This window comes from Amycolatopsis sp. Hca4 (assembly GCF_013364075.1).
Taxonomy (GTDB): Bacteria; Actinomycetota; Actinomycetes; order Mycobacteriales; family Pseudonocardiaceae; genus Amycolatopsis.
The window spans coordinates 9,578,558-9,601,445 of the sequence record NZ_CP054925.1 but is presented as its reverse complement, the minus strand read 5'-3'; the positions used below and the strand labels follow the sequence as shown (position 1 = coordinate 9,601,445).

At 72.3% G+C, this 22,888-nt stretch carries 8 protein-coding genes; 3 read left to right on the top strand and 5 right to left on the bottom strand.

Annotated elements, in window-relative coordinates; translation table 11 throughout:
• Positions 1–164: 164 nt before the first annotated feature.
• Genes HUT10_RS43630 through HUT10_RS43610 form a run of 5 tightly spaced genes read right to left on the bottom strand, consistent with a single transcriptional unit; the run spans position 165 to position 10,013 of the window.
• Entirely contained in the window at positions 165–1,301 is a 1,137-nt protein-coding gene (locus HUT10_RS43630; protein ID WP_176176565.1) for a hypothetical protein, read from the bottom strand.
• A complete protein-coding gene (locus HUT10_RS43625; RefSeq protein WP_176176564.1) occupies positions 1,298–2,338 on the bottom strand; it encodes a hypothetical protein in 1,041 nt (346 codons plus the stop codon). Before HUT10_RS43625 ends, HUT10_RS43630 begins: the two co-directional genes overlap by 4 nt.
• Positions 2,335–4,473 (bottom strand): hypothetical protein, encoded by a 2,139-nt coding sequence (locus HUT10_RS43620; RefSeq protein WP_176176563.1) that lies wholly within the window; start codon positions 4,471–4,473, stop codon positions 2,335–2,337. The genes HUT10_RS43625 and HUT10_RS43620 overlap by 4 nt, the downstream gene beginning before the upstream one ends.
• Positions 4,470–7,628 (bottom strand): tubulin-like doman-containing protein, encoded by a 3,159-nt coding sequence (locus HUT10_RS43615; RefSeq protein WP_176176562.1) that lies wholly within the window; start codon positions 7,626–7,628, stop codon positions 4,470–4,472. The genes HUT10_RS43620 and HUT10_RS43615 overlap by 4 nt, the downstream gene beginning before the upstream one ends.
• Before the next feature lie 27 nt (positions 7,629–7,655).
• Complete coding sequence (locus HUT10_RS43610) at positions 7,656–10,013, bottom strand: vWA domain-containing protein (protein ID WP_176176561.1); 2,358 nt, start codon at positions 10,011–10,013, stop codon at positions 7,656–7,658.
• Positions 10,014–10,630: 617 nt separating this feature from the next.
• Here HUT10_RS43610 and HUT10_RS51490 point away from each other — a divergent pair.
• Genes HUT10_RS51490 through HUT10_RS43600 form a run of 3 tightly spaced genes read left to right on the top strand, consistent with a single transcriptional unit; the run spans position 10,631 to position 22,868 of the window.
• Positions 10,631–12,256, top strand: a complete 1,626-nt coding sequence (locus tag HUT10_RS51490; RefSeq protein WP_254897278.1) for a condensation domain-containing protein — start codon at positions 10,631–10,633, stop codon at positions 12,254–12,256.
• Complete coding sequence (locus tag HUT10_RS51485) at positions 12,253–14,466, top strand: amino acid adenylation domain-containing protein (RefSeq protein WP_254897277.1); 2,214 nt, start codon at positions 12,253–12,255, stop codon at positions 14,464–14,466. The genes HUT10_RS51490 and HUT10_RS51485 overlap by 4 nt, the downstream gene beginning before the upstream one ends.
• Positions 14,463–22,868, top strand: coding sequence for an AMP-binding protein (locus HUT10_RS43600; protein WP_176176560.1), 8,406 nt, complete (start codon positions 14,463–14,465; stop codon positions 22,866–22,868). The genes HUT10_RS51485 and HUT10_RS43600 overlap by 4 nt, the downstream gene beginning before the upstream one ends.
• Positions 22,869–22,888: the final 20 nt, after the last annotated feature.

Below are 22,888 nucleotides of genomic sequence, written 5' to 3'. Positions count from 1 at the left end.
TGGCGGGGCACCGTAGTCGTCGGTCAGCCGGTGGTACGGCGCGAGGCGTTCGCGCAGCCAGCCGTCCAGGTACCGGGCCTTCGAACTGTTGACGACGGCCATCCCGACACCGTGATCCTCCTGGATCAGCACGTGGTGCACAGCCTGCGCGGATTCGTCGTCGCTCACCGGCCCACCTCGTGCGCCTCGGGGCCGTCGACGACGCCGGTCATCGCCAGCAGGGCCAAGACGGGCTGGAGAACCCGGGAGGGGCGGATTCCCCGGGGATAGGACTTCGCCGTGGCCGCGCCCCCGGTCGCGGAAACGAAGTGCAGCGTCCGGCGGTCGAACTGCTCCACCACCTGCAGGAGCGACGTCGCGTCGTAGCGCACCAGCGTGGCGTACACGTCGCGGCTCTCCTGCCGGAAGACCTCCGGATCCAGGGGCGCCGCGACGTCCTCTCGACGAAGCCAGTGGTCGACGGGGTATTCATAACGCAATTCGTCCGCCTTCGTCAGTGCGATCGCGGCGGCCAGCTCGGCATTGCGGCCTTTCGCCCGCAAGCGGGCGATCGCACCGTCGAAGGCGCGGTTGGCGAGCTGTGACTTTTCGGGCCCGCCCGGCGGCTTCGTTCCCGGCCGCCACTGGGGCAGGCCCCGCGCCGGGTCGTCGACGAACAGCAGTGCGTCCGCACCGACGATGAACTGCGCGCGGCGTTCGCTGACGAACCCCTGCTCGACGAAGTCCTCGCCCGCCACGTCGAAGAAGATGAGCGGCCTCGGCGCGGCCCCTTTCTTGTGAACCAGCAGGTAGCTGGTGAAGACGTGCCGGTCCTCGATGGTCGAGGCGAGCACCTTGCCCTCGCGCAACTGCTGGATCGCCTGCACCGACTCGTCGTGCTGGTTCCGGTCGGCCACCTCGAAGGTCAGGCCGTGCTGGTGGAGCCCGCCACGGAGCATTTCCGAGAGCATGGTGATCAGCAGGTGGGTCTTGCCCGACCCGGCGCGTCCGACCACGCCGATGACCACCGGTGCGCCGTAATCCTTGTGCATGGCCGGCAGGTAGTGCGTCGGCGTTCCGTCCTGTGACGGATTGGGGCAGCGGACGTAGGACCGCGCCCGGTAGTACTCGTACTTGGCCGGGTTGGTGTGGCGGGACAATTCCACCGCTTCCCAGACCACCTTCTGTTCCTTCACCACCGAGCGGAAGAGCTGTTCGGGCCAAACGATCCGGTCCACGCAGATCGGGCAGAGAACCATCGGCGAAGGCGGCAGACGCGGCACGAGCGGTTCGGGTGTCCGGGGCCCCTGCGGCTCGCTCATGCGTTCACCACCATCATCCAGATCAGCAGCGCGGCGATCGACGCCGCTACGAAGGCACCAGCGATGTAGGGCGCCAGATTCCTCACCGCCACCGGTTCCGGTGGCGGTGGCGGTGGCGGTGGCGGTGAGGCCGCCACCGGAGCCGGCAGCGGTGACGGTGGCAGGCGGAGCCGGTCGAACGCCTCGCGTCCCCGGACCAGCGCACGCTCGATGTCGATCGGGTTCGGCGGCTCGGCGCCCATGGCTTCGACGATCTCTCGCGCCGACGGCCGCTTCCCACTGCCCGCCACGGGAAGCCCGTGCAGTTCGGGCGCGAGGCGGAGATCGAGCGGCGGCAGCGCATCCACTTCGGCGGCGGTCGGTGGCCGCCCCTCGACCAGCTCGAAATAGGCGATCCAGGCGGCTTGGACGTCGTCCGCGGGATCGGCCGGTCCGACCGGCGCGCTACGGTCGGACACGAGAACCGGCCGCGAACGCGGCAGTTCGCCCCGGCCGGCGGAATGCTCGAAGCCGCTCAGCTGGAAGGAGCCGACCCGCCCACGAACGGAGCCCGGCCGGACCGCCCCGTGCACCAGGTCCACCTCGTGGAGTGCAGCGAGGGCCCGGAACAGGCGCTTGCGGTAATCCATCCGCGCACCGGGGGCGAGAGCGTGCCGGCCAGGGTCGGCTCCGTTGTCGTCGCTCGCGGGCACGACGCTTCGCATCAGGACGAACGGTTCCGGTGCGTCGAAGTTGTAGCCGACCAGTTCCGGGAGCTCCGGCGGGTAGGGCGAGTACCGGCCCCACAACCTGACGAGAGCGCGGATCTCGTTGTCCAGCTGACGTTCGGCGAGCATCGGGTGTTCTTCGCCGCGGATCTGGTCGGGCCGGGGCAGCCGCTTGCGCAGCAGCAACCCGAGACCGGTCACGTCGACGATGTCGGCGCGCAGCAACGACCCGTCGTTCTCGATGGCCATCACCGGGTGGAGCACCCACTTCCCGGGGTCGCCCAGCTGGTTCAGCCCGCTCAGCTCGACGTCCATCTCCTCCGAGGTCACACTTCCTCCCGGCTGACGTACTTGGCCGACAGCGGCACCAGGCGGAGCACCCCGGCGATGGTCCCGCCGTGGCGGATCAGCTCGAATTCCCCGTTCGCCGCGGTCTCGGGGTGGTCGTACGGCGCGAACTGGACGATGCGCACGTGCTCGTCGAACCGCAGCAGCCGCACATCGGCGTGCCCGCACAGCTGCCACAGCGGACTCCGCCGCCCCACCCCGAAGATGCTCGGCGACCGCGTCCACAGCAGGCCGGCCAGTTCCTGCCGGTGCTCGTCCGCGGGCCAGTCCGGCGGGGCGATGACGATCCCGTTACGCCGGAGATGATCGGTGTACTGGGCGTATCGGTCCTTCACCGCTTCGCCTGCGGCCGTCCCGACGGGCATCGCCCCGGCTTCCAGCGCGGCGAACACCGGTTCTAGCGCCTCGGTGGCGATGCGCCCCAGGTCCTGCCGCAGCACTTGGGCGAGGGTGTCCGGCGGGGTGGGACCGGGCGGTCTGGTCTCCGTGGCGAGGCGGTCGGCGACTGCTGTGAAAGCCAACGCGGTCGCGTCGAGCGCTTCCGCGATGACGTAGAGGGAACCGGCAAGGCGGGTCGACTCCGCGACCGGGAGCCACCGGTCGTTGATCAGCGTGCCCATCTCGCGGGTGAGCGCCCGGTGAGCGGACTGGGCTTCGGACAACGGCAGCTGCCGGAGCCACCCGGTGACCGCCGTCCGCCAAGCGAAGACGGCCACCGCGAAGACCAGCACGATCAGTCCGGCCCCGGCGAGAGAGCTGCCTGGGAGCCCGGTCAGCTCCGGGGGGAGGAAGAAGCGCAGCTTGCGCCCGGTTCCGGCACTCACGAAGCTCAAGGAGATCAGCACCAGCAGCGTGCGCGTCGCCTTGGGCACGGGACCAGGGCGTCCGGACAGCAACCGCCGGAGCAACCAGGCCCATTCCGCCAGCACGACCGGGCCCACGACCACCCCGGCCGAGCCGAGCATGCCCGCGATCAGGCTGGTCAGGATCACCGCCGGCAGGACCGCAGCCAACGGCCACGGCAGGACGGCGAACGAGGGGAATCGCTGGAGCCGGGCGGCGGCGCGGGCGGCGGTCCCGGGACCGCGCTCGACCCAGTGCTCGTCCGCCCTGGTCAGGCGCTTGCTCTGGTCCTTGGCCTGAGCCGAGATCGCGGGCAAGGGAACGCCACCGGAAAGTTCGGTCTCGACGGCTTTCTTCAGTTCGCTCCCGAGTTCCCGCCCGCGCGGCGCCGCAGGGGCCGGCAGCCCCAGCTCGATCAGCTCACGCTGGGACGCTCCGCCTTCGACCGTACCGGCGATCTTGGCCGCGATCGCCCGGGCGAGCCGCTGGTACTCGTCCAGCGCCTTCCCCGCCGCCTGCAGCCGGGGCCGCGGATCCGGCGACGGGCGCACGAGTGCGCCCGGCCGGGCCAGCTCCGCCACGGCCTCGGCTGCCCGTCGCAACGCGGATTCCGAGGCCTGCCGGACGGCCTCGATCTCCGAGCCCGGCCGGAGCCCCTCCACCGCGGCGGGCTGGCGGCTTCGAAGAACCTGCTCGACGGTGGAGGACAGGGTGCTTTCGCGGACGACGCCGAGGTCACCCTCCGACGTGGCGAAATCCCGCAAGGCAGCTTCGCGCGCCGTCACCAGAGCAGCGTGGGCCACGGTGGCGTACTCGACGTCGATGGCAGGGCTCACCGTGTGGTAGGGGATCTCGAGCACCAGTTTGTGCACCTGCTCGAAGACTTTCTCTTCCAGCAGCGCGGTGATCAGGTCGTCGAGCCGGGACTCCGCCCGCTCCGGTCCCCGCTCACCCACGACCGGCCACCACACCCCCACCTCGTCACCCACCCACAGCGTGACGCCGACCTGCCGCAGTGCCGGCGGCTGCACGAAGATCGACCGGCCGTTGTCGTCCGTGACCAGCGACCCCGTCGCGATCAGCACGATCTTGGGGAGCTGGGGCAGCTTGGCGATCTCCTCGAAGGCGCCGTCCAGCTCCGCCAGTTCGCTGACGGAGGCAACCACGAGCAGGTAGCGCAAAAACAGTTCGGGGGCGGTTCGGGCATTGTCGAGGATGGCGCGATCCATCCCGCCGCCCCGGACGTCCAGCAATTGGACCGAGGTTCGTGTCATCGGTTGAAGTCCCCGCGCTGCTCGTCGCGGACCCACCGGTGCAGGTCCGCGAGGTTGTCTTGGATCGGATTGCCCACACCGCGGAAGGACAGCTCGAGCGCGTTCGGGAACGTCTCGGCCCAGAACTCGCGCAACGCGGTCAGCCGGGAACGTCCGCTCGAACCACCGCGGTCGGCGAGCCGCGCGTCGATCTCCGCGATCTGGCCGGCCGGCAGTTTCACCAGCCGTTCGAACAGCGGCGCGGGCCGGCGCGGTGCGCGGTCAACGCCTTCCGGGACGGCGGAGATGAGCTGCTCGCACAGGTCACGCCGGATCTGCTCGTCGTCGGCGAGCACCCACTCCTCGTACGATCGCAGGACACTGCCCCAGCTGGACAGCCCGGCGAACTCGCGCAGTTCGAGGCGCATGCTGATCTCGGCGGAGCCCACGCCCACGGTGATCGTGGCGGGGTTCTCCTCGTCTTCGTCGGGTCCGGCGCCGACCTGCCCGTTCCAGATCGCGCACAGGAGGTGGTGCAGGATGCGCTCACGGTGCTCGGGCGTGGTCGCGAGGTGACCGAAGTCGTACCCGAGCCGCTGACGCCATTGCAGGAAGTCCTGCTGCTGTTGCTTCTCGAGTGCGTCGGACCAGTGCTTGAGAACTTGACGGACTTCGGGCACCTCGGTCAGCCCCATCGATGTCCGGAACAGGACCACGGCGATGGTCTCGGCGGCGATCGGGCGGAACTCCACGACGGTGTCGGGCGAGCGGGGCAGGGCGACGGCCTGCCGCAGGTACTTCTCCAGTTCCGAGTCCTTGGCCGCGGCGGGATAGGAGAACAGGATGCGCAGCCGCCCGGTCCCGCCCGGTGCGAACCCGCCGGGCACCAAGCCGGCCAGCTTCTCGCGGAACTGCAGGAGGTCATCTTCGGCGACCGCAGTCCCCGTCCGGCCCGCCGCAGCGGCGAGGAGATCCTGCAGCGCGGGCAGCAAGGGCCGATGTGCGCCGTCACGGTGGTCGAAAAGCCGTTTGACCGCTTGCTTCACGCGATCGCGGACGAAGGAGACCGCCGCCGCCGGGTCGCGGCCGGCGACCATGATCTCCCACGCCTGCCGCCAGCCCTGTTCCCCGAGGATTTCGTTCAGCAGGTCACCGGCGGTCGCCGTCGGCCTCAGCCGCCCACTGGCCGTGTGGTATTCGACGAACCGCCGTAGTACGGCCTGGTAGAAGGTGTCCAGCTCGCCTTGCCGAGGCAGCAAGTAAGTGACACCGACCCGCTGTTGGTACAGCTCCTTCGCTCGGGCGTGGAACCGCCGCGAGTCCGCTTCGGCGTGCCCGCGAAATGCCATGACCAGCGCGTTCACGTCGCGGATGAGGTTCTGCACCTTGCCGTCCCACCGCGGCGCCTGCTCGTTCCACGCGGCGTTCCAGGCTCGCTTGGCACGCCACGCGTACCACTCGTCCTGGCGGGCCAGCGACGCCCGGACGGCCGGATCGGCCCACTTCACCTGCCGCAGGATCTTCTTGGTGATGCCCACCGGGATCGGCGGGTTGAGCGAAATCCCGGCCGGCGCCGGTGGTTCCGCCCGCCGCAGTCCGGCCAGCTTCGCGAAGCCGACACCGCCGAAGCTGTCACCCGAACCGTCGCCGAGGATCACCCGGCTCAGCTGGAAGGCGTCCACCTCTTCCAGCAAGGCTCGGATGGCGCGCTGCGGGTCGAAGTTCTGCACCAGTTCGGGCACGAGGCCCGCGAGCTGCTGGTCCAGTGAACGCAGCGCGGACTCCATTGTCCGGGCCCTGGTCGCGAGCGCGTTCTGGATGTTGTCCGCGCCGCTGACCGCGGCCGGCTCTTTGATCGGCAACGCGGCGCGCAGACGCAGTGCGTCCAGATTGGACTCCGTGAAAAAACGCTCGACCAGCGCAGAATTCTGGTCGGCCTGGCCGGGCAGTGGAACCGCGAGGTCCGTGACTGCCGCCGCAACGATGCGCGAGCCGATGATGTCGGCGATGTCATCGGTGGGAATGGTCATGGATGCGACCGAACTGGTCGACACGCCGCGGTTCCCGATCCCGGTCGACGCCGGCGCTTCCCGCTCGACCGCGCTGTTGATGAAGCTGTCGGCGAACGACAGGTAGTCACCGCGCCCGCCGTACCGCCCCAGATCCGCGTCGCCGCCCAAGTCGGTTCCGACCAGGGAGAGGATCAGCGACACGACCGACCGGTGCAGGTCGTCCCGCCGGACCCCGGCGCCCATGCTGAACAGGAACGCGGTCTGCACGGTCGATGCCCGCAGCCGCATTTCGGTGTGCCCCGGGTACCGGACCGACAGCGTGCCGTTGACGCCGGCGTGGTCGAGCTGGGTGCCGGCTTGCTGGGCGTTCTGGTCGTCGATGAGCCGGAACAGGTCGAGGAGCGAGCGTCCCGCGTTGAGCCTGGCAGCCCTTCCGCCACCGAGGCCTTCCTCGAAAGCCGACGGCATCAGCACCAAGGGGTAAATGCGAGCCCGATAGGCGTTGCGCGCGAAGGCGTCGCCGATGAGGTGCAGGTAGTCGTAGAACAGGCCGCTGCCCGTTCCGCCGGCGACCGAAAACGCCACGAAGACGTCGCACGACATGCCCCGCGTGCCGCCACCGAGGACGGACAACTCCCCCAGGGAGTTGTTGATGTTGCCGATCGCCCGGTTCAGCGGCGCCTGCGCGGGCGAGAGTCCCGCCCGGAAGGTTTCGAACAGCGCAGCCCGGCCGATGGTGGGCAGCTGGCCCGCTCCCCGCGACAGCGGCCCGATCCGCGGTTCGCCCGCCGTTTCCGGAAGCCAGCCGGAAATGTAGGACCGGGCGGACACCCGGAGGCTCCTCGCCACTTCGGGGTAGGTGTCGTGCTCCGGGATCAGGTCCCGGACCAGGTGCATCGTCCGTTCCGCCGCGGCGAGGTGCTCCGGATCGGGCACGACCCGGCGTTCGAGCGTGCCGAATTCGTCTTCGCTCAAGTCCGCGTAGACGAACTGCAGGCACGAAGGCAGCTGGTAGGGCAGGAAGTTCTTACCCTGCATGATCTCCTGCAACGCCGTGCCGTCCGGCCCGCAGAGCTCCTCGCGCAGCCGCCGCTCGAGCTCCGCCCCGACCCGGCAGCCCGTGCCGCCGAGGCCGACGAACATCATCGGCTGGTAGATCTGCATCAGGGGTGGTCCTTTCTGGGGCGCTGCTCAGAGCAAGTCGGTGGAGCGCGAGACGGTCTCGGCGGGCTGCTCGGTCCCCAGGCCGTCGGCGGGTTCGGACTGGCGGCGGCGTTCGTCGCGGATCTCCAGCTCGAGTCCCTCGCCCGCAGGGCAGCGCTCGCCGTCGTGGATCAGGAACTGCTCCCCGAACGGCGTGGACAGCCGGAACTGCCCACCGTCGCGGACCAGCCGGTAGGCCGGTTCGTCAGCCACCGGATGCGCCAGCTGGGGCGACATCCCTTCGTCGCTGTGAACGACGAACCGGAACCGGATGGCCCCGCTCTCCGGGGCCGCGATGTCACTCACCTGCCGACCGCGCACGAACAGGAAGACAGCGAGCCCCCGCACTTCGCGACGCCGCTTGCGCGCGCGCAACCAGAGCAGAACCGCGGCCACCACCACGACCGCACCCCCTGTCCCCAGGTACAGGGGCCACGGCGGCGGTTCCGGGGGGTACCCGACGTCCACCGTGAGCGGGTAGCTCGTGAGGACGCTCGCCGGATCGGCAGTGTCGACGACACTCACGACGACCCTGTTCGTCCCGGAAGCGGTGTCCTTCGCGAATGTCACGGTGAAGGGGAGGTCGACCCGGCCGGTGGCCGGTACCTCGAACACGGTCCGGTCCGCGGGAACGCTGGCCCTGGTGCCCGGTGCCAGTTCGGTGATCTGCAGCTGCACCTTTGCCCGGGCGGGGAGCACGCTGGTGACCGTCACCAGGCCGGCCACCGAACCGCCCGGTGGCACCAACGCGGGAGCCGCGTCGAACGCGATCTGCCCGGTCAGGCGAGGACGGCCTTGGGAGACCTGGGCGGTGACAGTCCTCGTGTCCCCGCTCACCCCGACGCCCTCCACCGTGCCGGTGAACGTGACCGACTTGGCGTCGGAGTCGGGGATGACGACCGAACCTGTGTAGATCCCGTCTCCGGAATGGTCATCCCCTTCTGTCCCGGCGTCCGCCACTCGGACCGGCAGTTCGGCGGTGCCACTGGTCATCCGCACGGCAAAGACCAGGCCGGCGAGCTGCACCGGGTCCCGGATCGGGCGGTTGCGGGTCTGCAACGTCAGCAGGACACGCACCGGCTGCCCGCGCCGGGGCGCCGGGGGATCCACCGTCAGCGACGCACGGATGGCGCCCTGCCAGATGACGACCGCGCTCACCTCGACGTCCGGCGAGCCGGGCAACGACGTCAGTTTGACCGTCCAGTTGCCGGGGTCCGGGTTCGTGATGCGCAACGACTCGACCGGGCCGTTGGCCCCGCTGTCCTGGAACACCGAATCGCCCAGCCGACCGGATTTCGGTACTTCGCGCCCAGATGGGTCGAATACCGACACCGTGACCTTCGCGTCCTGCTTGACGACGACGATCGAGCCGTCGGTCGCGATCTCCGGGACGCTGACCGTGACCGACTGCCGGTCACCCGCGCCGAGCCGGATCCGCTGGATGTCACTGCTGCCGGCGCAGCGGGCGCTGCCGAACGCCTTGAGCAGGAAATCCGCGACCGCTCGCGAATCGGCTGCCACCGCCGCGGCCGGTCGAGGCACCGACGGGCTGCAGGTGCCCTGGAATCCACCGGCGGCGAATCGGTCGAGCTGAGCCTTGTTGACATTTCCGAACCCCAGTGGCCACACCTGGACGCCGACCTTCGTCGCGGTCGCGAGGGTGCCGTCGAGGCCTCGCAACGCAGCTTGATTCCGCTGGTCCCCGACGTTGTCCCGACCATAACGCGGACTGGCCGAAACATCGAGATTGCCATCGGTCAGCATGAACACCATCTTCGGGCTGACCGCCGAGCCGGGCGGCCCGTCCGACAGATAAGTCATGGCCTGCTGCATGGCCGCATAATGATCGGTACCGTCGCCGTCGGCCTTGTTCCGCTTCCGCAGCTTCGCCACGCAATCAGCCAGGCTCTGCTGATCCTGCGCCGTTTTCACCGTCACCGCTTCGCACACCGCGTCCACCGGCAACTGACTGCCGGTGTTGTCGCTGCCGAAACCGACGACCGACACCGACGACCCCGGCGCGAACTCACCGAGGCCGATCATGGCCGCGGCTTCCCGCTCCCGATCGAGGTCATCCGGGCTGATACTGCCCGATTCGTCGACGAGGATGACCAATCGCGCCGGCTGCACCTGCGGCAACGGCTCCTGCTGGCGCACTGGCGACCCGACGGGGACCGGACGTGCGGAATCGGCGCTCGCCGGTCCGACCGCACCGAAAACCGCCACCAAAAGCGCTCCCAGCAGGAAGAAAGCCGCATTGATTCCACGCGACCCCGGCCAGGCACCGTGGCTGATAATCACAAAGCACTCCGCGATCGGATCGGGGTTGCATCTCGGGTGACGCACCGTCTGCTGTCGATGTTCACCGGATGATCGAAGGCCACCCTGGAGTCGTTACACGTCACCGAGTAATCGGCGAGAACTGTCCAGAAATCGTCAATGAATGAATATTTCACCAGGACCAGAACGTACCGGTCCAAAGGAAACCAAAGTGGCGATAACCTGGACGAACAGGCCCGAGAAGCGTGTTGAATGAAGTCAACCGCTCAGCCTGAAATTCATCCTTTCGAGCGAACAATCCACCTGAAACAGATTCACGCGATTTCCGCCCACTTCGTCCACTCGATCGATACTGGACGTCCGAACCGGACAGTTTGCGGCAGGGTCCGGCACCCAAGCTCGCCGGCACGAGGCGGCGGCGACGCCTCACGGCGGCAGCATGCGTCGACCCTAACTTACCGACCGGTCAGTAACCAGCGTTGGACGTCCGACTGCGGCGAGTCGGCCTTGTTGCCCCGGAGCGGACCGGCGAAGGGACTTCCGGGCAAACTTTTGTCAGCTCTCGTCATCACCCGATGGTGTGGTGTTAACTGGCGCGACAGACAGAGAGCGTTTCCCCGACTCGGCTGCGACGGCACAAAGCAGTACCGGTGCGCCCGCCCCGCCTGGAAAGGCCGTCCTCGATGCGTGTGTCCGCCCCGCTGTCGTCCGGTCAACAGCGCCTTTGGACCGTCTCCCAGCTGGACGGGGCCGGCCCGGCCTACAACGAGACCATGGCCTTCACCCTGCGGGGACCGCTGGACCGCGAGGCGCTGCAGCGGGCCTTCGACGCGCTCGCCGACCGGCATGAAGCCCTGCGGACCCGGATCGTGGTCGAGGACGGCCGACCCGTGCAGGTGGTCGAACCCGCCGGGCACGGGTTTCCGTGCGTGGTCACCGACGTGACCGGGCGGCCCGACGAGGCGGCCGAGCTGCGGCGGGCCGAGGCTTCGGCAGCCTTCGACCTGACGCGGGCGCCGCTGGCGCGGGCGCGGCTGCTGGTCGGGGCCGATGGCGGGCCTCTGCCCCCCGGTCTCCACGTTACCGGCGAGGACCGACGGTTTTCGGATGACCGGTACGTCCTGCTGATCACCGTCCACCACGTCGTCTTCGACGGGTGGTCGCGGACGCTGCTGCTGCGGGAACTCGGTGTCCTCTACGCCGCCCAGCTCGCCGGCACCGAGCCCGGCCTGCCGCCCGCCCGGCCCTACCGGGACCACGCCCGCGCCCAGCAGGCCTGGCTGGCCGGCGACGGCCCGGAACGGCACGAAACCTACTGGCGCGCGCAGCTCGACGGGGTGCCGCCCGTTCTCGACATCCCCGCCGACCGGCCGCGGCCGGCCCGGCAGGACTTCCGCGGGGCGCGGGTGCCCGTCGCTCTCGGGCCGGAGCTCACCGGGCGGCTGAAGGCGGTGGCGCGCGAGCACCGGGTCACGCTCTACTCCACCATTCTGACCTGCTGGTTCATTCTCCTGAACCGGCTTTCCGCGCAAACTGACATCGTTGTCGGCGTGCCCACCGCCAACCGGGGCGCCGAGGGCGAGCACCCCGGCACGCTCGGGTTCTTCGTCAACACCCTGGCCGTGCGGGCCGACCTCTCCGGGGCGCGGACCGGGAACGTCCTGCTCACCGAAGTCCGCGCCGCGCTGCGGGGTGCCATCGAGCACGCCGAGCTGCCGTTCGAACGGGTCGTCGAGCTGGTGAACCCGCCGCGCAGCCCGGCGCACACCCCGCTGTTCCAGACCATGTTCGCCTGGGTGCCGACCCAGCACGACCTGCTCGACCTGCCCGGTGTGGCCGTCGCTCCCCTCGACGTCGAGCACGCCCCGGCGAAGTTCGACCTCGCGCTCGGCCTCGCCGACGAGGACGGCGACGTCCTCGGGCACCTCGACTACGCCGTCGCCCTGTTCGACCACGCCACCGCCGAACGGTACGCGCGCTACCTCGTGCGGCTGCTGGAGCAGCTCGCCGCCCGGCCGGGGGCCGACGTCGCGAGCTACGAGCTGCTCGACGACGCCGAACGCCGCGAAATCCTCTCCTCCTGGAGCACCGGTCCCGAGCCGCGACGGCGGCCCGGCGGGCTCGTCGAGCGGTTCACCGCCGTCGCCGACGCCACTCCGGACGCCCCCGCGCTCGTCTGCGACGGGGAGACCCGCAGTTACCGCGAGCTGGACCGGCGCAGCACGAAGCTGGCCAACGCCCTCCGGGCGCGCGGGCCGGGCGCGGCCGGGTCGTCGGTGTCCTCAGTGGACGGTCGGCGGAGCTGGTGACCGCCGTGCTGGCCGTGCTGAAGACCGGGGCCGCCTACCTGCCGCTGGACCCCGCCCAGCCGGCCGCCCGGCGGGCGGCGATGGTCGAGGACGCGCGCCCGGTCCTGGTCCTCGGGGAGAGCGGAAACACCGCCGCGCTCGAAGCCGAAGGCGACGAGACCCGGCTACCGGTCACCACGGGGCCCGCCGACACGGCCTACGTCATCCACACCTCGGGCTCGACCGGCCGCCCCAAGGGCGTCGCCGTCACCCACCACAGCGTCCTCGCCCTCTTCGACCAGTGGCTCGACCGCTTCGGCGCCACCCCGGGTGAAGCGACGTCGGCCTGGTCCAGCATCGGTTTCGACGCCTCGGTGCACGAACTCCTCCTCCCCCTGACCACCGGGGCCGTGCTGCACGTCGTCCCCGAGGACATCCGGCCCGATCCGGCCGCGCTGATGGCGTGGCTGAGAGAACACCAAGTGGTGCAGGCGTTCCTGCCACCCGCCTACGTCCGGTGGGTCGACGAAGACCCCGCCCGCGTCCACGGGCTGGCACTCCGGCAGCTGCTGACCGGTGTCGAACCCCTGACCGGCGCCGCCCTCGCCCGGTTCGCCGCCGCGCTGCCCGGGCTGCGGATCTGCTTCGGCTACGGGCCGACCGAAGCCACCCTCTACGCCACCACGCACTTCGACCCCGAACCCGTGGACCGGCCGGCGCCGATCGGGCGGCCGCTGCCCGGCTCGCGGCTCTACCTGCTCGACGAGCGGCTGCGCCCGGTGCCGCCGGGGGTGGCCGGCGAGGTCTTCCTGGCCGGCGACTGCCTGGCCCGCGGGTACCTGCACCGGCCGGACCTCACCGCCGAACGGTTCGTCGCCGACCCGTTCGCGCCCGGCGAGCGCATGTACCGGACCGGGGACCTGGCGCGGTGGCTGCCCAGCGGCGAAGCCGAGTACGCGGGCCGCCGCGACGACCAGATCAAGCTGCGCGGCTTCCGCATCGAGCCGGGCGAGGTGACGGCCGCGCTGCTGGCCGTGCCCGGTGTCCGCGAGGCCGCCGTGCTGGTGGACCGCGAAGGCGAGCCGCGGCTCGTCGCCGGGATCGCGGGCGGAAGCCGGACGCCGCACGAATGGCGGGCCGCACTGGCCGGCCGGCTGCCGGACTACATGATCCCGTCGGTGTTCGCCGAGTTCGACCGGCTGCCGCTGAGCCGCAGCGGCAAGCTCGACCGCGACGCCGTCCTGGCACACGCCCGCACCAGCGCCCCCACCGCGGTCAACACCGCCGCGCCGCGCGACCACGTCGAGCTGGCGCTGCTGACGATCTGGCGTGACCTGCTGCTGCACCCGTCGATCGGGGTCTCGGACGACTTCTTCGCCGTCGGCGGCACGTCGATCTCGGCGATCAAGCTGGCCCACGCGATCGGCGCGGAGTTCGGCCGCGAGCTGCCGATCCGGGACGTCATCCTGCACCCGACCATCGAGGCGCAGGCCGCGCTGGTGCGCGCGGACCGCCCGGCGGGCGGCGGCAGCCTGATCGAGTTCCGCCGCGGCGACGGCGCGGGCCGCGTCGTCTGCGTGCACCCGGCGGGCGGCACGGCGTTCTGCTACCTGCCGCTCAGCGCCCTGCTCCCGGCGGAGGCCGGGGTGCTCGGCATCCAGTCCCCCGGCCTCGACCCCGGCGAAGAGCCGCTGCCGAGCGTCGAAGCGATGGCCGAGGAGTACCTGCGGCTGGTCGACCCGCGGCCCGGAGAACCGCTGGTCCTCTGTGGACTTTCCTACGGCGGCCTGGTGGCCTACGAGATGGGACGGCGGCTGGCCGGGCACCACCCGCACGTCAGCGTGGTCCTGCTCGACACCGCGGCGACCGACGACCCGGCCGCGAAAGCCGCGATCGAACCCGTTCCGGCGGCCGAGTTCCGGGAGAAGCTGGTGCGGTTCAACGGGATGTACCCGGGCATCGAGGACGCGCAGATCGAGCGCTACCACCGCACCTACAACCACAACCGGCTGACCGCGCGCGAGCACGACCCCGGCGAGTCGGCGGCGCGGGTGGTGTTCGTCCAGGCCGTCGGCGAGGACCCGGTACCCGGCGCGGTGGAGTTCTGGCGCCGCCGCGCCCGCGGCGAGTTCGAGGTGGTTCCTGCCGACTGCGGGCACTGGGACATGCTGGAAAGCGACGCGCTGCCGCTGGTCGCCAAGATCGTCACCGCCGAACTGGTGGCCCGATGACCTCGATCGCCCGCCGCGTCCACGACCGGGCCCTGCGGCACCCGGACGCCCTCGCCGTGTCCGACGGCCACCGGCAGCTGACCTACGCCGAGCTGAACGCCGGTGCCGCCGCCGTCGCGGAAGCGTTGTCCCGGCGGGGAGTCCGCCCGGGTGACGCGGTCGCCGTCGGCCTGCCGCGCTCGCTGGAGCTGGTCCAGGTCATGCTGGGCGTGCTGCGCCTCGGCGGCCAGGTCGTCCCGCTGGACCGGCAGAGCCCGCCCGCGCGCCGGGACGTCATCCTCGCCGACGCGGGTGCGGTCGCGGTGATCGAGGACGAGCTGCCCGGCTTGACGCCGGTCGAGGCCGGGCTGCCCGCGGAGCCCGCGCCGGCGTCGTTCCTCTTCTCCACCTCCGGCACCACCGGACGGCCGAAGGGCGTCGAGGTGCGCGACGCCGGGATCCTGCGCCTGGCCGAACCCGGCTGGCTCGACATCGGCACCCGGTTCGCCTGCCTGGCCAACCCCGCCTTCGACGCGATCAGCTTCGAGGTGTGGGTGCCGCTGCTGACCGGCGGCGCGTGCGTGATCCTCGACGACGAAACCGTCCGCGACCCGCAGGCGTTCGCCGACGCACTGGTGGCCGAGCGCATCGACACGATGTTCGTCACCGCGACGCTGTTCAACGCGGTCGCCGAGACCGTGCCGGGCAGCTTCTCGACCGTGCGCCGGGTCGTCATCGGCGGCGAGCAGCTCAACGCCCCGCTGATCCGCCGCTGGTACCGGGCCAACCCGGACTCCCCGACGCGGCTGCAGAACGGCTACGGCCCGACCGAGACGACGACCTTCGCGCTCAGCTACGCCATCCCGCGCGGCTTCGACGGCGACGTCGTGCCGATCGGCCGCCCGCTGCCGGGCACCGGCGCCGTGGCGGTCACGGCGGACGAGCGCGTCGCCACCGAAGGCGAGGTCGCCGAGCTGTACCTCTCCGGCGCGGGTGTCGCGCTCGGCTACCGGGGCCTGCCCGCGGAGACCGGGCAGCGGTTCGTCCGGCTGCCGTGGCTGGACGAGGGCCGCGCGCGGTTCTACCGCACCGGCGACCTGGTCCGGGTGCTGCCGGGCGGCCGGTACGCCTACGTCGGGCGCACCGACCGCCAGGTCAAGGTGCGCGGGTTCCGGATCGAGCCGGGCGAGCTGGAGCAGCGGCTGCTGGCGCACCCGGAGATCCGGCAGGTCCACGTGGCCGTGCGCCGCGCGGCCACGGCCGAGCTGCTCGCCTTCGTGGTGGCCGGCGACCTGTCCTTCGAGGCGTTCGAGGCGCACCTGGCCGCGACCGTGCCCGCCTACATGCGGCCGCACCACGTCTTCCGCGTCGGCGAGCTGCCGCGCAACGCGAACGGGAAGGTCGACGAACCCGCGCTGCTGGGCGGCGGCTTCCCGCCGTGGCGACCGGACACCGGCGGCGAGGCGACGCCTTGGGAGCGCGAAGTCCTGGACGTCGTCACGGCAACGCTCGACGTCCCCGATCTGCGTCCGGGTGACACCTGGCTGCGCTCCGGCGGCGACTCGCTCAAAGCGTTGCGGCTGCGGTTCGCCCTCCGGGAACGCTGGGGCGCGGACCTCGCGCCTTCGGCCGTGCAGCGCGGGACCTTCGCCGACCTCGCCGCCGCCGTCGCGGCCGCGGGCCGGGCGGCCTACCCGGACGTGGACCCGCCGTCGGGCGCGACGGCGGCCCCGGCCACCAGCGAGCAGCAACGGCTTTGGCTGCTGCAGCACCGGAACCCGGCGTCCACGGCCTACCACGTGCCGCTGGCGTTCCGGCTCACCGGCGCGCCCGACGTCGACGCGCTGCGCCGGGACGTGCGGGCCCTGGTGGAGCGGCACCCGGCGCTGCGGACGGCGTTCGAGGCGACCCCCGACGGCCTGCGGCAGGTCGCGAAGGCCCCCTACGACCCGTGGACCGAGCCCGGCGAAGATTTCTTCACCGCGCCGTTCGACCTGGCTTCGGGCCGGGTGCTGCGCGCGGCCTGGCGGCCCGACGGGACGTTCCTCCTGTGCCTGCACCACATCGCGGTCGACGGCTGGTCCTTGAACATCCTCTTCCGCGAACTGTCCGGCGCGCCCCCGCGGCCGGAGGCGCACACGCCGTTCGACTTCGCCGCGTGGCAGTCCCGCTGGTTCGCCTCGCCCGGCTACCGCGCCCAGCTGACCGAGCGGGCCGACGACGCCGAGTCCCTCGGCGAAGCCTCGCCGAAGGGGCGGCTGCACACGACCCGCATCGACCGCGAGCGCGTCGACGAGTGGGCCGCCGAGCTGGGCCTGACGCGCTTCCAGCTCCTGCTCGGCGTGTTCGCCTGGAGCCTCCACGCGGTCACCGGGCACCGCAGGCCCCGGATCGCCGCGCCGGTGGCGAACCGGCCGGTGCGGGAGTTCGAGGACGGCGTCGGGATGTTCGCCAACACCGTCCGGGTGCCGGTCGCGGTGGACCCGGACGAGGACCTCGGCGACCAGCTCCGGCGGCTCGGCGCCGCGGCGGGAGCGGCCCTGGACGACCAGGACGTCGCCTTCGCCGACCTCGACCCGGCGTACGCGGCCTTCGACTACCTGTTCGTCCTGGAGAACACCGACTTCGCCGCGCTGCGGCGGCCCGGCTGCTCGGTCAGTCCACAGTGGATCGAGGCGGCCGAGGCGAAGTGCGCCCTCACACTGTCGGTGGTCGAACGTCCCGACGGCTTCGACTGCCTGTGGGAGTACGGCGAAGGCCACTTCACCGAAGCCGAGGCGACCGCACTCGGCGAGGTCTTCGACCGCGCCCTGCACGGCGACGCCCGGATCCCGGACCGCCACGACCACGGCCGCGGCGCCGAGGCCGGGCTGACGTGGGAAACCGTGGCCGAAGGCTTCGCGCGGCAGGTCGCACGCACACCCGGCGCGCCGGCGTTGACCGGTGACACGACGCTGACCTACGCCGAGCTGGACGCGCATGCGGCCCGGCTCGCGGCCACCCTGCCCGCCGACGCCACCGACATCGCGCTGTACTTCCGGCCGTCGGCCGAGCACGTCGTCGCGTTGCTCGCCCTGGCCCGGCTCAACATCACCGCCGTGCCGCTGGATCCCGCGTACCCGCCCGAACTGCTGCGCGCCATGCTCGACCGCGTCCGGCCGCGGTGCGTCCTGCTCGCGCCGGGCGAAGCGTTCGAGACCGACGTCGAGCGCCGGTTCGTGACGCTCACCGGCGGCCCGGTGCCGGACGTCCCGGCCCGGCACACCGGACGGCCGCTCTACACGCTGTTCACCTCGGGCTCGACCGGCGTGCCGAAGGGCGTGCGCGTCCCCGACCGCACGCTGGCCAACCTCCTGCAGTGGCAGGACCTGCCGCCCGCGGCGACCCAGCAGTTCTCGATGCTGTCGTTCGACGTGTCGTTCCAGGAGATCTTCACGACGCTCTGCGGCGGCGGACGGCTGCACCTGATCCGCCCGGAGTGGCGGCACGACGTCCCGGCACTGCTCACCCAGCTCGACACCGCCGGGATCGAACGGATCTTCCTGCCCTACGTGGCCCTGCAGCTGCTCGCCGAGCACGGCGTCCGGCTCGGCCGGTACCCGGCTCGGCTGCGGGACGTCGTCACCGCCGGCGAGCAGCTCGTGTGCACCCCGGCGATCCGGCGGTGGTTCGCCGGGCTGCCGGGTGCGCGCCTGCACAACCACTACGGCCCGACCGAAACCCACGTCGTCAGCGCGCTGACCCTCGACGGCGATCCGGCGGCCTGGCCCGACCGGCCCGCCATCGGCCGCCCGGTGGCGAACGCCGTCCTGCGGGTCGCCGACGCCACGGGCGCGGCCCTGCCGCCGGGACAGGTCGGCGAGCTGCTCATCGGCGGGCTGCCGGCGAACCGGTGCTACCTGGGCGAAGCGGCTCCGGAGAAGTTCGCCGAGCTGCCCGGGCTGCACTACCGCAGCGGCGACCTCGCGCACTTCGACCGCGCCGGGCTGCTGCACTTCGACGGCCGGGCCGACCGGCAGGTCAAGCTCAGCGGGCACCGCCTCGAACTCGGCCAGGTCGAGGCCGCGCTGCTGCGGCACCCGGACGTGGTCAACGCGGTCGTCACGGCCGAAGACGGCAGGCTGACCGCGTTCCTGGAGTGCCGCCGGACGCCGTCGGCCACGGAGCTGGCCGGCTTCCTGGTGCCGTTGCTGCCGCCGCACGCGCGGGTCGACCGCTTCCGCGTGGTCGACACGCTGCCGCGCACACCGAGCGGGAAGCTGGACCGGGACGCCGCGGCCCGGGCGCCGGGCACGGAGCTGCGCCGGACGGCGGTCCGGCCGTCGAGCGAGCTGGCGGCCTTGTTCGAAGAGGTGACCGGCCTGGCGATCGGTCCCGACGAGACGTTCTTCGCCGCCGGGGCCGGCTCGCTGTCGCTGATGCGGTTCCACCTGCGCTGCGCCGAGGCCGGGTACCGGTTCACCGTCGCGGACCTCTTCGAGCACGTCACGCTCCGGGACCTGACGCGCCACCTCGAGAGCGGCCCGGCCGCGGCCGCCGCGGCCGCCCGGTCCGCGGCCGACGAGCCGGTGGCCGTCGTCGGCATGGCCGTGCGGCTGCCCGGCGCGCGGGACCTGGCGGCGTTCTGGGACCTGACCGTGTCCGGCCGCCGGGGCATCGAGGAATTCCCGGCCGCCGACGGCCTGGTCGGCGCGCGCAGCCTGCTGGCCGATCCGCTGGCGTTCGACCCCGCGCACTTCGGGATCAGCCCCCGGGACGCGGCGCTGATGGACCCGCAGCAGCGGCAGCTGCTGATGGCGTGCGTGGAGGCGCTGGCGCACGCCGGGCTCACCTCGGGGGACGGCGTCGGGCTGATCGCGGGCTGCGGCGAGGACACCTACCTCCGGCAGCTGCTGCGCGAGGCCGATCCGGCGGCGCTGCCGGACGACTTCCAGCTGGCGCTGCACCACGAGAAGGACTTCCTGGCCACGAAGGTGGCCTACCACCTCGACCTGACCGGGCCCGCGCTGACGACCCAGACGGCGTGCTCGAGCTCGCTGGTCGCGGTGCACCAGGCCGCGGCGATGCTGCGCGGCGGCGAGGCGGAGGTGATGCTAGCGGGCGGCGTGCTCGTCGACGTCACCCTGGCCGAGGGGTACCGGTACCGGCCGCAGCACATCTTTTCGCGGGACGGGCACTGCCGCCCGTTCAGCGACGACGCCGACGGCACGGTGGGCGGCAGCGGCGTCGGCGTGGTGGTGCTCAAGCCGCTTTCGGCAGCGCGCCGCGACGGCGACACGGTGTATTCGGTGCTCACCGGCTCCGCACTGACCAACGACGGTGCGGTGAAGCAGGGCTACAGCGCGCCGTCGCCTGCCGGGCAGCGCGCGGCCGTCCAGGCCGCGCTGCGGCGGGCCGGACGTTCGGGCGCCGATGTCGGGTACGTCGAGACGCACGGGACAGGGACCCGGCTCGGCGACCCGATCGAGGTGGCGGCCCTGCGCGAAGCGATGCCCGATTCGGCGGGCTGCGCGTTGTCGTCGGTGAAGAGCCAGGTCGGCCACCTCGGCGCGGCGGCCGGCGTGGTGGGGCTGATCCGGGCGACCCTGGCGGTGTACCACGGCGTCCTCCCGCCGACGGCGGACTTCCGCGCGCCCAACCCGGCGCTGGACCTGGGGCCGTTCCGGGTGCCGACGGCCGCGGAGCCCTGGCCGGCCGGGCCGCGGGTGGCCGGGGTGAGCAGCTTCGGCATCGGCGGGACGAACGCGCACGTGGTGCTGGAGGCGGCCCGCCCGGCCGCGCCGTCCCGGCCGGATCCGGTGCGGTGCCTGGTGTTGTCGGCCCGCAGCGCCGAGGCCCTTCGCCGGGACGCCTCCCGGGTGGCGGAGTACCTGGCGGCGCACCCGGAGTCCTATGTGGACGTCCTCCGGCACCTGCAGTCGGGTCGCCCGGCGGACCGCTGGCGCCTCGCGGCGGCCTGCGAGGACGCCGCCTCGGCGGTCGAGTGGCTCCGCACCGCCGAACCCCGTGAGGTGACGGCCGAGGAGTCCGAAGCCGCCCTTTCCGCCCCGGCCGAAGCCTGGGTACGCGGAGCGGTCGTGGACTGGGGCACGGCGGCCGGGCCCGCGCCGTGGGACTTCCCGCCGCCCGCCTTCGCCACCCGCGACTTCGACTTCCCGCGGAAGGCCGCCGTCACCCGGCGGCCCGAAACCGAGTGGCTGCACCAGCCCACCTGGGTGCGCCTCCGCCGGGCGAACACCGCCGTCACGACCGAACGGGTCCTCGTCATCTCCGGCGAAGGGCCGCTGACCGCGCCCGCTCTCGACGCCGTCTACGCCCGCGTCGTGCGCGTCCACGCGGCGGACCGCTTCTCGCAGCGAGGTCCCGACACCTTCGACGCCGACCCGGCCGACACCGCGCACCTGCGCCGGATCCTGGACGCGCTGCCGGGCACCGGGATCGACTGGCTCCACACGCTGCCGCTCGGCATCACCGGGCCGCTCGGGGAAACCGCACTGGACCGGGCGAGGTGGGCGTGCCTCGACACCCCGGCCGCGCTCCTGCGGGCCGCCCACGACCGGCCACTCCGGACGTGGTGGGTCTCCGCCGGTGCCGCGCCCGCGAACACCGCCGTCACCCGGCCCGAAGCCGGGTTGCTCGCCGGGATCACCGCCGTCGGCCCGCAGGAGTCCGGCGTCCCCGGCCACTGGGCCGACCTCGACGGCCCCGATCTCGACCGGCTCGCCGACCTGCTCACCGGGCCGACCCCGCCCGGCCGCGTCGCCCTGCGCGCCGGGTTCTGGTGGGCGCGGGACACCGCGCCGGTGCGCCCCGGCGAGTTCCCGGTGCCGGACGGGACCCACCTCGTCCTCGGCGGCACCGGCGGCATCGGCACCGCCGTCGCCGAAGAACTGCTCACCCGCACCACCGGCCGGGTCATCCTGCTGGCCCGCCACCCGCACCTGCCCGAGGCGCTCAAGCCGTGGGCCGACCGCGTCGACCTGCTCGCCGCCGACCTCACGAAGGCGTCCGCCGACGACATCCCCGGGCCGCTGGCCGGGATCGTCCACGCGGCCGGGACCACCGGCGGCGGCCTGATCGCCACCCGCGGCGAAGGCACACAGGACGGCAAGCTCGCCGGTGCCCTCCTGGTGGAACGGCTCATCGAACGCGACCGGCCCGCGTTCGCCGTCTACTGCTCGTCGCTGTCGGCGCAGTTCGGCGGGACCGGCCAGCTGGACTACGCCGCCGCCAACGGGTTCCTCGACGCGCTCGCCCACCGCGACGGCCCGACCGCCCGGCTCTCCCTCGGCTGGGACGTCTGGCGCGACAGCGGCATGGCCGTCGCCGCGCTGGAGACCGACGCCCGGCACCAGGCCCACCTGGCCGTCGGCCTCAGCGACGAGGAAGGCAGGCGCACGTTCGCCCGCGCGCTGGGCACCGGGCTCCCCCAGCTCCTGGTCGCGACGACCGGCCTCGAAACCGCCCGGACGTTCCACGAACGCGAAGCCCCGCCGTCGGTGGCACCGGCCGGCGCGGACCTGACCGAGGAGGTCCGCGCCCTGCTGGGGGTCGCCGAGCTCGACCCGGACGTGCCGCTCTACGACCTCGGTGCCGACTCCCTGACCCTGCTGGACGTCGTCGAGTCGGTGAAACGGCTCTACGGCGTCGACCTCGACCTCGCCTGGCTCGGGCCCGAGGTGACGATGGCGGCGCTGCTGGCCAAGCTGGCCGAAGCCGCCGGCCCCGGCGACGTCGAGGTGCAGGTCTGGCGCGAAGGGATCACGCAGGACGCCGTCTGCCTCGTGCACCCGGTCGGCGGCGACGTCCACGCGTACCGCCCGCTCGTCGAGGCGCTGCCGCCCGGGCTCGGCGTCTGCGTGATCGCCGACCCCGCGTTGAGCCGGCCGGAACCGCCCGGCTGGTCCATTGTGGAGCGAGCGCGCCGGTACCACGCCGCGCTGCAGGCGAAACGACCCGGCCGCACCTGGCAGCTGGCCGGGTGGTCGTTCGGCGCCTGGGTGGTGGCCGGCATGGCCGCCGAAGCGGAACGCGCCGGGCAGCCGGTGCGCGCGGTGCACCTGATCGACCCGCCGCCGCCCGGCGCGAGTGCCGCGGACTACAGCGACGCCCAGCTGGAAGCGGTGTTCGAGCGTGAGCTGGGTGCTTCCGGCGGCACCGCGGGCGAGCACGCGCAGAAGCTCGCCCGCGCCTGCCGGGCCAACCTGCGCAGCATGGCCGGGCACGCGCTGCCCCGCCTGGCCGCGACACCCAGCCACGTCTGGCTCGCCGTCGAAGCCGAGCCCGGCCTGCCGGTGGCCGGCCGCGACGGCTGGCGCGACCTGCTGCCCGAGCCGAGCCACTGGCACACCCTGCCCGCCACCCACTACGGCATCGTGCGCGCCCCGCACGTCACCGCGGTGGCCGCGGCCATCGAACCGTGAGACCCCACGAGGGAAGGAAA

What these genes read in the sequence shown, in the direction of transcription:
- HUT10_RS43630 (WP_176176565.1), bottom strand. Translation starts at nt 1,301, where the DNA reads ATGAGCGAGCCGCAGGGGCCCCGGACACCCGAACCGCTCGTGCCGCGT.
- HUT10_RS43620 (WP_176176563.1), bottom strand. Translation starts at nt 4,473, where the DNA reads ATGACACGAACCTCGGTCCAATTGCTGGACGTCCGGGGCGGCGGGATG.
- HUT10_RS43615 (WP_176176562.1), bottom strand. Translation starts at nt 7,628, where the DNA reads ATGCAGATCTACCAGCCGATGATGTTCGTCGGCCTCGGCGGCACGGGC.
- HUT10_RS51490 (WP_254897278.1), top strand. Translation starts at nt 10,631, where the DNA reads ATGCGTGTGTCCGCCCCGCTGTCGTCCGGTCAACAGCGCCTTTGGACC.
- HUT10_RS43600 (WP_176176560.1), top strand. Translation starts at nt 14,463, where the DNA reads ATGACCTCGATCGCCCGCCGCGTCCACGACCGGGCCCTGCGGCACCCG.